This window comes from Clostridium sp., from assembly GCF_016650035.1.
Lineage (GTDB): Bacteria > Bacillota > Clostridia > Clostridiales > Clostridiaceae > Clostridium_AD.
Map to the genome: position 1 here is coordinate 1 of NZ_JAENWM010000100.1, position 13,089 is coordinate 13,089.

15 protein-coding genes are annotated in these 13,089 nt (G+C 30.9%); 10 read left to right on the plus strand and 5 right to left on the minus strand.

All coding sequences use genetic code 11. From position 1 onward, the window contains the following. Nucleotides 1-38 precede the first annotated feature (38 nt). A complete protein-coding gene (locus tag JJD95_RS17390; RefSeq protein ID WP_291644333.1) occupies nt 39-245 on the plus strand; it encodes a hypothetical protein in 207 nt (68 codons plus the stop codon). An 80-nt stretch (nt 246-325) separates the two neighbouring features. Here JJD95_RS17390 and JJD95_RS17395 read toward each other — a convergent pair whose 3' ends face one another. After that, on the minus strand, nt 326-1,249 hold the full coding sequence (locus JJD95_RS17395; protein WP_291644335.1) for a DMT family transporter: 924 nt from the start codon (nt 1,247-1,249) through the stop codon (nt 326-328). A 221-nt stretch (nt 1,250-1,470) separates the two neighbouring features. Here JJD95_RS17395 and JJD95_RS17400 point away from each other — a divergent pair, with 221 nt between their 5' ends. Next, nucleotides 1,471-1,854 (plus strand): BlaI/MecI/CopY family transcriptional regulator, encoded by a 384-nt coding sequence (locus tag JJD95_RS17400; protein ID WP_291644337.1) that lies wholly within the window; start codon nt 1,471-1,473, stop codon nt 1,852-1,854. Next, on the plus strand, nt 1,847-3,763 hold the full coding sequence (locus tag JJD95_RS17405) for a M56 family metallopeptidase (RefSeq protein WP_291644339.1): 1,917 nt from the start codon (nt 1,847-1,849) through the stop codon (nt 3,761-3,763). The genes JJD95_RS17400 and JJD95_RS17405 overlap by 8 nt, the downstream gene beginning before the upstream one ends. Nucleotides 3,764-3,837: 74 nt before the next feature. On the opposite strand, the gene JJD95_RS17410 is transcribed toward JJD95_RS17405, so the two are convergent. Together JJD95_RS17410 and JJD95_RS17415 are read right to left on the minus strand one after the other, a co-directional pair. Then, the gene (locus JJD95_RS17410; RefSeq protein WP_291644341.1) at nt 3,838-4,980 is read right to left on the minus strand and encodes an amidohydrolase; all 1,143 of its coding nucleotides are present in this window, start codon (nt 4,978-4,980) and stop codon (nt 3,838-3,840) included. Then, nucleotides 4,958-5,983 carry an aldo/keto reductase gene (locus JJD95_RS17415; RefSeq protein ID WP_291644344.1) on the minus strand — a complete coding sequence of 342 codons (1,026 nt, stop codon included), beginning with the start codon at nt 5,981-5,983 and terminating at the stop codon, nt 4,958-4,960. Before JJD95_RS17415 ends, JJD95_RS17410 begins: the two co-directional genes overlap by 23 nt. 215 nt (nt 5,984-6,198) lie before the next feature. Here JJD95_RS17415 and JJD95_RS17420 point away from each other — a divergent pair, with 215 nt between their 5' ends. Next, on the plus strand, nt 6,199-6,345 hold the full coding sequence (locus tag JJD95_RS17420; protein ID WP_291644346.1) for a hypothetical protein: 147 nt from the start codon (nt 6,199-6,201) through the stop codon (nt 6,343-6,345). Nucleotides 6,346-6,496: 151 nt separating this feature from the next. Here the strand turns inward: JJD95_RS17420 and JJD95_RS17425 are convergent, their stop codons facing one another. Then, complete coding sequence (locus JJD95_RS17425) at nt 6,497-7,378, minus strand: GGDEF domain-containing protein (RefSeq protein ID WP_291644348.1); 882 nt, start codon at nt 7,376-7,378, stop codon at nt 6,497-6,499. 611 nt (nt 7,379-7,989) lie between these two features. Here JJD95_RS17425 and JJD95_RS17430 point away from each other — a divergent pair. From JJD95_RS17430 to JJD95_RS17450, 5 genes are all read left to right on the plus strand, one after another. Further along, nucleotides 7,990-8,268 (plus strand): hypothetical protein, encoded by a 279-nt coding sequence (locus tag JJD95_RS17430; protein ID WP_291644350.1) that lies wholly within the window; start codon nt 7,990-7,992, stop codon nt 8,266-8,268. A gap of 338 nt (nt 8,269-8,606) precedes the next feature. Further along, the gene (locus JJD95_RS17435; protein WP_291644352.1) at nt 8,607-9,395 is read left to right on the plus strand and encodes an ABC transporter substrate-binding protein; all 789 of its coding nucleotides are present in this window, start codon (nt 8,607-8,609) and stop codon (nt 9,393-9,395) included. Between the two features lie 108 nt (nt 9,396-9,503). After that, nucleotides 9,504-10,151, plus strand: a complete 648-nt coding sequence (locus JJD95_RS17440) for an amino acid ABC transporter permease (protein ID WP_291644353.1) — start codon at nt 9,504-9,506, stop codon at nt 10,149-10,151. 15 nt (nt 10,152-10,166) lie between these two features. Next, complete coding sequence (locus JJD95_RS17445) at nt 10,167-10,898, plus strand: amino acid ABC transporter ATP-binding protein (RefSeq protein WP_291644355.1); 732 nt, start codon at nt 10,167-10,169, stop codon at nt 10,896-10,898. Between the two features lie 391 nt (nt 10,899-11,289). Further along, the gene (locus tag JJD95_RS17450; RefSeq protein ID WP_291644361.1) at nt 11,290-11,820 is read left to right on the plus strand and encodes a sulfite exporter TauE/SafE family protein; all 531 of its coding nucleotides are present in this window, start codon (nt 11,290-11,292) and stop codon (nt 11,818-11,820) included. Between the two features lie 50 nt (nt 11,821-11,870). Here the strand turns inward: JJD95_RS17450 and JJD95_RS17455 are convergent, their stop codons facing one another. After that, nucleotides 11,871-12,536, minus strand: a complete 666-nt coding sequence (locus tag JJD95_RS17455; RefSeq protein WP_291644357.1) for a TetR/AcrR family transcriptional regulator — start codon at nt 12,534-12,536, stop codon at nt 11,871-11,873. Nucleotides 12,537-12,796: 260 nt separating this feature from the next. On the opposite strand from JJD95_RS17455, the gene JJD95_RS17460 reads away from it, so the two are divergent. Beyond that, a partial coding sequence (locus JJD95_RS17460; protein ID WP_291644359.1) for a glycine/sarcosine/betaine reductase component B subunit occupies nt 12,797-13,089 on the plus strand: 293 nt, incomplete at its 3' end.

The following is a 13,089-nucleotide window of genomic DNA, read 5'->3' on the forward strand; positions in this document are numbered from 1 at the left end:
TAAGAATTAATTTAACAGGTAATGGCTGAAGTGGCCCTGTGTTTAATCTTGTTCTGGATGAACAAAAAGAAGACGACAATGTTGAGAAATTTGGAGATATTAAATTAGTGGTAAAAAAGAGTGTTAATGATGAATTTGGAAGTTTGGTAATAAAATGTGGTGAGGAAAATGGTTTAGATGGTTTTTCTATCGAACTAGGAAATAAACAAGAAGGTGAATGTGCTAGTTGTAGTAGCTGTAGTTAAAAATTCAATAATATTCTTAAAATGTTTTAAGGGAAGCCGATTGGCTTCCCTTTTTTAGCTTTTTATACATGAATAGTATTTTATAATTCAATTGGGAGAACACCCCTACATGTAAAGTAATTTGTACCCCAAACGCCTACTAATATTAACATGGATCCAATAAGGTGATATAATTTAAAACTTTCATGGAGAACTATAACTCCAGCGATTATTGAAACAATAGTAGATAAATTAGCAAAAATTGCAGATTTTGAAGCCTCTATTCTAGATAAAGTAAAGTTAATTAAAAAGAAAGCAATTATAGAAGATAATACTCCTAAGTATGCAAGGGAGATTAGAAAATTTTTATTCTTTAAAGGTGTGAAATACTGGGTTAATGTGTTAGCTCTTATATGATTATATATAGAGACAAGATTGAAAAACACTGCGCCCATTGCCATCATGGCGTAAGTTAGCTCCATAGGGCTGAACCTTTTAGAGAACTTCCTTGACAGGATATTAAACACTGCGGCAGAAAGCACTGCTCCAAGTAATAGAAATACACCGAGTAAACTTCCAGAAGAGGTTGATCCATTCATAAGTACAATGAATACTACTCCACTAACAGAGAGGAATATACATCCACACTGCTTTTTTGAGGGGGTTTCCTTTAGAATGTAAGCAGATAAAATGGTTACAAATATAGGAATAAGTGCAATCATCAGACCAGCTTGGGATGAAGAAGAATACTGAATCCCAAAGGTTTCAAACATGAAATAGATTATTGGTTGCGTAAGGCCAAGAGCAAGCAGACTTTTTATGTTTTTGTCTTTATAATTTATTTTTATACCTCCGAAGAAGATAAGTATGGACATGATTAAAAAGGCTACAAGAAAGCGAAAAGATAGTAAAGTAAAAGGTTCTACAATGTTTAGTGCTTTCTTAGAAAATAAAAAACTTAAACCAAAAATTGATGATGTAAGTATTCCTGATAAGATTGGTAACATATCCATTTTGCGATTCATATAATTGCCTCCAGTTTATAACTATCCATTTTGTTTCTTTCACAAATTATATCAGAAGCTATACTAAAATGTAAATACATTACTTGAATTTAGTAAATGTGCCTCTTGTTTACATAACTTTATGAAATCATTGTAAACGATAAATTACCTATTGACATCTAAAGGTTACGGCTGTAAACTGTATTCAAGGTTACACGGGTAACCCGAGAGAGGAAATGAATATGAGCACATTGGTTTCTAAAATAACAAATTCAGAAGTTGAAGTTATGCGTGTATTATGGGGAGCAGGCTATGAACTTCCTATGTCAGATATTAGAAGAACACTCGAGCTGACGAGTAAGTGGGAAACATCTACAATAAAAACATTACTTCGCAGACTCTGCGATAAGGGTGTAGTTTTAGCCACTAAAAAAGAGGTTTTCTATTATAAGCCTTTGGTTAGTGAGGCAGAATACAATGAATATACTACACAAAATTTAATTAATAGATTATATTCTGGCAGTGCAAAAAAACTTGTAGCATCTCTTTTGGGAAGTAAAAAACTTGATGATACTGATATTGAGGAACTGCGGAATTTATTTAAGGTAGGCGATAGTGATGAATGAAACAGTTAAATTATTACTATCACTTTCATTATCGGGTAGCGTTCTTGCAATTTTGATATTTACATTGAAGCCGTTTATAAAATACAAGCTTTCAAAGTCTATACAATACTACATTTGGATTGTGGTGCTCCTAAGGCTTACACTGCCATTTTCTTTTGAAACAAGTATTATGAATGATTTGTTTTATGGTAATCAAACGCCAGTGGTAACAACCTCTAATGGGGACGCTCAATCGATAGAAAGGACAGACCCAAATATATTAAAATCAAATTTAGCGTCTACTGTTCAGGGAAATGTGCCCAATAGTGTTTATAATAGTGAGGCTAAGCATGGTAGGAATTTTCAAGATTTATTTAACCAGTATAGTATATACTTTTGGCTTATGGGTGTAATAATCGCACTTACTGTTAACGTAACTGGTTATGCTAAATTTTTAAAATATCTAAAACAATCAAATATTTCAGCTACTAATAGAGAAAAAGAAATGTTAGTTACTTTGCTTAATGGACGAAAAAATGTGAAGATTGTACGTAACCAATTTTTGAATACCCCAATGTTAATTGGAGTTATAAGACCTTGTATTATCATTCCAGATATGAACTTTAATGAAATTCAACTGAAAAATATTCTGCTTCATGAAATTGTACATCTTAAACGTTTTGATATTGGAGTGAAATGGCTAATAATGATAGCTACATCAATCCACTGGTTTAACCCACTTATGTATTTTATTAAAAAGGATATTAATAATTCTTGCGAACTAGCTTGTGATGAAGCGGTTATCAAAAATATTAGTTCGGCAGAAAAACAAGATTATGGGGATACATTAATATCTGTTGTAGCACAGCATAAATATCCCACTGGGATATTACAGGTAACTATGTGTGAGGAGAAAAAGGGCTTAAAGGAGAGGTTAGTAGCAATTATGAACCATAGTAGAAAATCAAAAAAGGTAATAATTCTCTCAGTAATTTTACTAGGATGTCTTATATTTGGTGCATTATATTTAGGAGCGGGAGTTGGAGCTGTAAAAAACACTCCACCTGATATATATATAAATGTAGAAGAGCAAGAAGCAAAAGTTGCACTTATGGGTACCTATTCTTGGAAATATAAAGGTGAAAATATTGAGGCTGACTCAGATGATCCTAAAAATTTCAATTATAAATTAGATAACTCTGTTTCAGTAAAACCAAGTCAAGAATTTGTCATTGGCACACAGAACTTAAAAAAGGATAAAAAATATGATTTTTCAATTGAAGAGATTTCTATATATAAAGACGGTAAATCCATAGAATTATACAAGCCAGTACCACCAGCTTTTGTAAATGGTGGAGATTTAGGTATGACTGCACCAAAAGATGCAGGTGAATATATCTATACCTTAAGATTAAACTTTAAAGATAGAGGAACAGTTAGTTATGGGTTTGTTTTAAAAGTGGGTATGCCAGCATACGATTTAATTGGCATTTCAAACTATAAAACACCATATTTAGGGGATAGTAGCAAGGTTTCTATTATAGTAAACGCTCTACCTGTTCCTTATAGCTATTTTAAGCAACAATATATATCAATGGTAACAGAAAAAAAACCATATAAGCTTAATGTGTTTTATGAAGCAAGAAAAGATACTTCACATATTATTGAGTGGCCAATCGTCGATCATGATAATGAAACGTATTCCAATATGAGTAGAAATGCATTAGTTTTATTTTGCATGATTGATAATCTTGACGAAGTAAACTTTGCATTTCGTGATTCACAGTCTGATGGAAAATTAGATGATTCAAAATATGATACCGCATTTATATTTACGCGGGCTTCTATTGAAAAACAATATGGTGACATTTCTGTGCTTGGTGGTAATATAGATTTACTTCAAGATGCATTATCAAAGGAAATATCATGATGGGGATTTGCAAAGAACTTTTAAGTGCTAATTATAAGTGGTTAAGTATAATGGTACCTATAGGAAGGATACTTTTATTCTGATTTTGCTATGCTATAAAAAATATCTACACCGGTTTTAATAATACTATCTGGGAAATCATAATCAATAGTATGAAGCTGGGGGTGTGATTTGCCATCACCGAGTCCAATCATTGCACCCTTTATATTTTTCAAATAATATCCAAAATCTTCAGACCACCTAAATGGATATTGAAGTTCTTCATAACTATAATCATTATTAGTGCATACATCCAGTATTTTATTAATACATGTATCATGATTTCTTGTCTCTGGAAATTCATCAGAAAAACTTATTTCATAGTCTATTTTATGTTGGGTGCAACAATCTTCCACGAATTTTAATATATGGCTTTGAAGTTTCATTAAATCATCTTCATTTTCTCCCCGTACTGTTAACATAATTTCACCTAAACTTGCAGCGGTTCCAAAGGCCCTTTTTCCAATATCGATATTTACGATAGTGCAAAGAACCATTCCTTTGAATAGACTGGGTTTAGTACTATCTTTTAAAAAATTAATAATATCAGCAGCGGCATATGATGGGTTTATACCATACTCAGGGTAAGCTGCATGAGATGGCTTTCCTTCTAAAGCGATTATAATTCCTTTTGATGCACAAGCAAAGACATTTCTTTTATAAAGAATTGTCCCTAGTTCATAACCAGGAATGTTATGGAGTGAATATATTTCATCAATTTTATTTTTCTTTAAAAAATCATCTTCAACTATTTTTCTAGCACCTGCCCCCACTTCTTCAGAAGGTTGGAATATTAAAAAAATATTCTTATTATCTATTGGATTTTCCTCTATTTCGAGAGCTAATCCTGTAAGTATTGCACAGTGTCCATCATGTCCACATTTATGAGCTGCCAAGGCATTGTTGGATTTATATTTAATATCGGTAGTTTCTAGCATAGAAATTGCATCCATGTCGGCCCTAAAGGCAATGTTCATGGCATTTTTATTTGTTATTTTTTCCGCAATGAAATATCCATCTTTCTGAGTTATATTGAACTTAGTATTGTTTCTTATAAAATCTTTTAATATATGCATGGTTTTATTTTCATGTCCTGAAATCTCAGCATTTTCATGAAGTTTATGTCTTAAATTTGTACACAGAGCCTGATTGTGATTATGCATTTTTATGTTTAGCATAAAACTCGTTATAGTTTTTCAGCTCTCTTTTTAAAAGGCTTGGAGTATCAAGCTTATAAGGACAGTGATTTTTACAGTGTCCACAATCTATACAATTATTTATGAGTTCCATCTTTTCTTTAAAGCTATCTTCTAAGAATCCTTGATAAGGAGCTCTTCTAAGGAGAAGTGACATACGGGCAGCTGTAGGAATTTCAATTCCAGCAGGGCATGGAAGACAATATCCACAAGCACGACAAAAATCTCCTGAAAGTTCAGTACGGTCCTTGTTAATGATAGCCCACATTGATTCATTAAGTAGTGGTGGATTTTTCTCTAAAGAAATAAATTCATCTAACTCAGTTTCTCTTTGTATTCCCCATATTGGTACAACATTATCAAATTGCCTTAGAAATGAAAAGGCTGAGGCAGCATTAGTTATTAGACCTCCAGAAAGAGCCTTCATTGCGATTAGTCCTACATTTCTTTTTTTACATTCTTCAATTAGCAATAAATCAGTGTCAGCAGATAAAGAACTTAATGGGAATTGTATAGTGTCATATAGTCCGGAAGCGGCGGCATCCATTGCATTTTTTATTTTATGATTTGTAATACCTATAAAACGGACAAGTCCTTTTTTCTTAGCTTCAAGCAGGCCTGCATAGAGACCTTCTGGATCTTCAGGGTCAGGGAGAATATCTGGGTTGTGTAACTGAAGAATATCTACATAATCTGTTTTTAAATTGCAAAGACTTATCTGCAAATGCTCAAGTAAAGTTTTCCTATCCTTGGCATGGCTTTTTGTTGCAATTATGATATCATTTCTCACATCCGCAAGGGAATAACCTATTTTTTCTTCACTATCGGAATATGCTCTTGCTGTATCAAAGAAGTTTATTCCATTGTCATAAGCTTTTCTTAAAATGTTTTTAGCATCCTCAAAAGAAACTCTCTGCACCGGTAATGCACCAAAGCCACTCCTTGTCACCATCAAATTTGTTCTTCCGAGCTTTATCTTATCCATTTACAGACCTCCATATATTTTATAACTAAAGTTTTTCATGTCACATATAAGTATTCGATACTATTTTGTGAAATCCTGCTAGTATTTATGTAGGTGAGGTTGTTTTTATTATTTACTTAAGGGCTATTTTTGGGGTATAATAAATTATTGACTTTAACGTAGCAGTTGAAAAATCTTTTATAATTTAAAAAACTAAAAAAAAAGTAGGTAAAAATATGAAAAATGATTCAAATAAAAGCATGGAAATGATGAAAAAAATTGTTGAAGAAAGAAAATCTAAATCTTCACAACAAAAGAATACTAAAAGACCAGCAATTTACGGGACACAAAGTTCATCATCTCATATTTACAAAAAGGTATAGCAAATGTGCTATATCTTTTCTTTTTAAAGCTATTCTACGAGTTCCGTACATATGATTTGATTTTTGCACAATAAAAAATAACTGATTAAATTACATCAGTTATTTTAAGGGATTATATTAAATTATATTTAACTTTTGTTGCTTTTTAGTATTAATTAAAATTCGTATTTAGTTCAGAAGTATAAACTTTACAACGATTCCTTCCAGATTCTTTAACTTGATACATAGCTTTATCAGCTTTGTTAATTAAAGTATCTATTTTTACTCCGTCATATGGATATGTTGCCACTCCAATACTAATTGTAAGAGTTTGAAAATTACAATACGATTTAATTATATTAGAGTTGTAGATGTTTAATCGGATTTTTTCAGCAGTATTAAAACCTTCTTTATCTGAATAATTGTCTAATAAAATTATGAATTCTTCTCCGCCATATCTAAAAATAGCTTCATTCCCTATAGTAGATTCACGGATGATTTTTGCAACCTCCTGCAGCACTAAATCACCTATGATGTGTCCATAAGTATCATTTACCTGCTTAAAGTGGTCAATATCACAAAATAATATAGCCATCATACTAATTCCTTCAGCAACCTTTGTTTCGAAATATTCATATAGGTATCTGTGATTATAAACTGAAGTTAAACAATCAGTAATTGAGAGGTTAAACAGATGCTTACTTTCACTTTCCTTAAGTGAACAATAATTATTAATCAGTTGTTTAAACTCACTTTCCATGTTTAATATTAAATCATTACTTTTTTCCACATTAATAATATTCTCCACACCTAATTTACCTAAAAGGGTAACTTTGTAATATTGGTCTATTTTAAATAAAATAGTTTTAACTATGTAAAAACTAAAAAGTCCCACTATGTATCCTGCTACAAGGCACCCAATGCAAAAAACTAATTTCCTATCAGGTATCCATCTAATAAAAAAGCTTGCGTATATCGGGAATATTGCTCCCATAAGTAATCCGAAGGAGCATAAAACTAACTTAATGGTTTTCATTGGTTTTATATATATCATAAAATATCCCCCTTTATTATATGGAATCAAATTACATATATAATAGTTGCCTTTCTTTTAAGATAATGAAATCTCTTTGAGTATTTTGAACAGGTTAACTATTCTATCTAAAGTATATTCTACAAAAAACACCTAATACCTTTTATTTGTGTATTTTTTTTCACAATAAGATCTAATTTTTTATACACCATATTATATTTAATGGTAAAAAAATAATCCAGTCCAACCAGAGATCACTAAAAAACTATATAAAAAACTAAAAGACAAAAAAAAATTTAAAAGATATGTCGTATGAGTATAGTAGAATTCAATAACATCTAATTAAAATGCAAAAATAAAATCCTAATATTGATGACACGACACCGTTACAGAAATTGGTAACGGAGTGGACTCAATAGACAAGCAACATTAATATATAGCAATGCTAACGTAAAGTTATTGTTTGTTATTTCTTATATCCAAAACAAAATAAGTGGGATTTACGGAAAAAAAATAAGTGGTATAATTAATTTAGGTGGTGATGCCTAATGGAGATGAGAATAATATATTTTAAGTTTGCCAAGGGTGTTTATGATCGAGAAAAATTTGCTAATAAAGGAAGGATGAGTTAATTGAGTATTTTTGAAGCGGGGATGTTAATTTGTTTTGGATTAGCTTGGCCAATGAACATTTATAAGTCTATAAGATCACGTTCTACAAAGGGGAAAAGTGTAACATTTTTGATAATAGTAATGGTGGGATATATATTCGGAATTATTCACAAAATATTATACAGCAGAGATATAATAATGATATTGTATCTTATAAATTTATTGATGGTATTAGTGGATTTTATAATGTATTATAGAAATAAAAAATATGAGGAAAACTTTAAAACTTTGAATAAGTAGAAAAATGGGTTTTAGGGATAGTCTTTCTCTATTCCAGATTCCACAACGCACTCAAAGCTGCAGTTTGATATTATTTTTATTAAAAGTGAGTAAAATCAATTAGTTAGTCAAGTGTTCATAATTCTAGGTGCATAAATATAACATAAAATTGAATAAATATAGTAAAAACATATTGCATTATTATATAAAACGATATATAATAAGTAAAAGCAAGTTAGATAAATCAATAATTACAGTTAAAACTAATTAAATAAGAAATAATAACGAAAAATAATATTATACATAAAAATGTATAAATATTCATATAATTATTATTTAAAAAATGGGGAGTGGTATAAATGAAAAAAATCATGGCTATTATATTAACAGTTACTATGGCAGGTGCATTACTTGCAGGATGTGGAACAAAAACGGAAAACCTTAATTCTCTAGAAGCAGTTCAAAAATCAGGTAAACTAACCGTAGGATTAGATGATTCATATCCTCCAATGGAGTTTAGGGATTCTAAAAATGAATTAGTAGGTTTTGATATTGATTTGGGAGATGAAATAGGAAAAAAATTAGGTGTGGAAACAGAATTTACTTCTACTGATTTTAATGGAATAATCTTAGCTCTTACATCAGCAAAATTTAATATTATAATTTCGGGTATGAGTATTACGGATGAGAGAAAAGAAAGTATAGATTTTTCAGATACTTATGTAATGGGTGGGCAAGTTATTGCTATAAGACAAGGGGATACATCAATTAAAAATATTGAAGATTTAAATGCTAAGGTAGTAGCTTGTCAGTTAGGGTCTACAGGAGATACTGCAGCAACAGCTATGGAAGGGTTAAAAGAAGTTAAAAGGTATGATAAAATCACAGAGGCTTTCCAAGAATTATCATCTGAAAGAGTAGATGCAGTTGTTATGGATGCCCAAGTTGGTGGATATTATGTAGCGAAGAAACCAGGTGAGTATGAAGTTTTAAAGGACGTAATTAGTGAAGAGCCTATGGGAATCGGATTTAAGAAGGAAGATGAGGAATTAAGAGTAGCAATACAAAAGGCGCTTGATGAACTTAAAGCAGATGGAACTCTTTCTGAACTTTCAGTAAAATGGTTTGGATTTGATTCATATAAGTAATAACAAGGATTACACAAATTATTAATTGTTAGATGCTTTAGGGAATACTAGGGTAATAACAATTAATAATTGTTATTTATTCCAGAGGAATACTAGGGGGAAACAAGAATGGATATAAATGTTTTAAGGGAAATGTTTCCAGTGTTATTAAAAGGAAGTTTAATAACTATGGAATTAACTATAATATCAGTAATATTTGGAACTTTAATAGGTATGGGTACTGCCATAATAAAACTTTCTAAAAATAAGTTATTGTCTATTATAGCGGGATTTTATACTTGGCTATTTAGAGGTACGCCAATGCTTCTTCAACTATTTGTTCTGTATTATGGGTTGCCATCTGTAGGTGTTAAGTTTACAGCATTTCAAGCAGCACTGCTAGGACTTAGCTTAAATTCAGGAGCTTACATGGCAGAAATAATAAGAGGTGGAATACTCTCAGTAGACAAAGGGCAGTTTGAAGCTTGTAAGTCATTAGGTTTCACTTATTTTGATACTATGAAAAGAGTAGTATTGCCTCAAACCTTTAAAATAATTATACCATCTGTAGGGAATGAGTTTATAACAATGCTTAAGGATACATCTTTAGTGTCTACTATAGCGATGGTGGAAGTCATGAGATCAGCACAGCTTTTGTATGCCTCAAGCTTTAGACCTATGGAAACTTTTTTTATAACAGCATGCTTGTATCTTTTCATGACAACAATTTTTACTACAGTATTTTCTTATTATGAGAAAAAACTGTCAGTATATTAATAGAGGTGATGCAGAATGTATATGATAGAAACTAAAAATTTAACTAAGAAATTTGGATCGCTAATGGTATTTGAAGATTTAAATGTAACAGTTAAAAAGGGAGAGGTTTTAGTTATAATAGGCCCTTCTGGTTCAGGAAAAAGCACATTTTTAAGATGTTTAAATCACCTTGAGGGGCCTAATAAGGGAGAAGTTTTTATTGAAGGTGAAAAGCTAAATGTTAAAAATAAAAAGCATGTGAGAACTATAATCGAAAAAGTAGGAATGGTATTTCAAAACTTTAATCTGTTCCATAATATGACTGTAATTGAAAATGTAATTGAGGCTCCGATTACTGTTAAACATGAGGCTAGAGAAGAAGTATTAGAGAGAGCAAAGGTAATCATTGAAAAAGTAGGTCTTCAAGATAAAGTAAACGAGTACCCATCGAAGTTATCAGGCGGGCAAAAACAAAGAGTAGCAATAGCAAGAGCATTAGCAATGAAACCGGACATAATGCTCTTTGACGAACCAACTTCTTCCTTAGACCCAGAGCTAGTTGGAGAGGTTTTAGGAGCAATGAAGGATCTTGCAAAAGAAGGCATGACTATGGTAGTCGTAACCCATGAGATGGGTTTTGCAAAAGAAGTGGCAGATAGGGTAATTTTTATGGATGGAGGAAAAATAGTAGAAGAGGGAAAACCAGAAGACTTTTTTACTGCTCCTAAAGAGCAACGTACTAAAGAATTTTTAAATAAAATACTTTAGGCGAATGAAAATAAATAGTTGCAATCTACGGGATTGTGTCTAGGACCAATAATTGTGAATTTTAAAGGGGATGTCTCAAAATGATTAAATTAATCATTTTGAGGCATCCTCTTTTCTAAATTCCCAATTAGAAATCTTTACTACACTACTAGCAATCAGAGATTAGTACATATTTATAAAAATGTTACTCTATATAGAGGAAGTGGGAAATTAATATAGAATTATAGTTTATGAATGCTTAAATAAAATGGTAATGAGAAAATAACAAAAGCTTCAATTATTGGATAAGCGGATTGTTGAAGTATTATTAGACAATTATGAAATTATAAATATACAAACCAATATTATTGAACAAACTCTAGGCCTAAAATAAAGGAGTTGAATATTGGAAATGGGAATAAGAGAAATACTATTTATATTAGTGGTATTTGCCTCCAATATTATAGAAGCTATTACAGGATTTGCAGGGACACTGCTTGCTATGCCCTTTTCTATGGTATTGATAGGCCTGAACGACTCTAAGGTTATACTTAATGTTATAACCATGGTGATAGGCATTAGCACTGGTGTAAAATATGTAAAATACACTAACAAAAGAGAGCTAATGAAAATAATAGCATTTATGTTAATAGGTATGCTTATAGGTATGCAACTTCTTGGAATCTTGCCTGAAAGAATAATAATGTTTATTTATGGTATAGTTGTACTAGCTGTTGCAATTAATGGGTATCTTCTAATGCGAGATGTGATTATTGGTAACTTTACAACTTATAACCTAACTTTAATTCTAATACTCCTAATACCACTTGTAATAGCCATAATACTTGGTTATAAAATACAAAAGGTCATAGAACAAAAGCACTTTATGCGACTAACCTATGTATTACTGCTTATCTCTGGCACTATATTATTACTCCAATAGAATATTAATAAAAGGACTCAGTAAAATCTAATCTACTCAGTCTTTTGTCTTTATTTAATATCAACCCTATAGGTTGAAAGAGTTTTTTTAATATATGTTAAGGTTTTGTTTACTGCAACTTCAACTGTATAGTCATTTCTCCCACTTAATAATCTAGACAACATGCCCCGATAAATAAGTATATTCATTTCATTAATTTCTTGCAAATCTTCCACTTTAAAGAAACCTTCATTAGCAGCATCCTCTAATACGTTATAATCTCTTAAATGAATATTATCTTCAAAAATCATGGGTAAAAATTTTTTTTGGTCTTCCCCTATTTCTTCAGGAAAGATGGAATAATAAGTCTTTAATGAAGAGTTCACAATGGAATGTGAAAAACTACTAAAAAAAATAAGATTGTATATTTCAGGTCTTAAGTATGAGTAGTAGCTAAAACATTTCCATATATTAATATAATTCTCAAAAGAGTTTTTGGAGTTCATAGTGTATTTAGGTAGAGCTTGTGCATAATCTTTCAGGTATTTTAAGGAAGCAAAAAAAATAAGGTGGTTAAGGTTTTCAAAATAATTATAAACAGTAGAACTATTAAATCCAGCCATACTAGCAACGTTTCTAATAGTAACCGCTGAAATACCCTCCGTTTCTATTATTGTTTTTGTAGCTTCAAGAAAATATCCCATCATTCTTCTTTTTTGTATTTCTTTATTATTCAATTAAATCACCAATCCTATAAATTTAATAATCAGCCTTTAATATTATAGCATAAAATAAAGGCAAATAAATTAATAAAAATATTTTGAATATTTTAATGCAAACGTGTTTACTTTATAATCATGTTTGTGTTAAAATGATGTCAATGGAATATTCCAGTATATTAAACGTTTTCACATTGAAACTTCTTGCAAGTTAGAAGAAGTTGATTTATCTTCAATAAACAAAAATAATAAAATGATGTTAGAAAGGGGTGCCAAGTATGAAATTAGAAATAGGAAACTTTTATGTCAAAGACATAGTTTTCGGAGAAAAGACATTTTACACTAAGGGTATTTTAACAATTAATAAAAAAGAGGCTTTAGACTTTGTTATGCAGGATGAGCATATTACTGAGGCAGATTTACATATTGCAAAACCAGGTGATAAGGTTCGTCTATGTCCTGTAAAGGAAGCGATAGAACCTAGGGTTAAATTAAACGGTGATGCACTTTTCCCAGGATATACTGGAGAATTGGTACAAGCAGGTAACGGAAGAACTCATGCTTTAAAAGA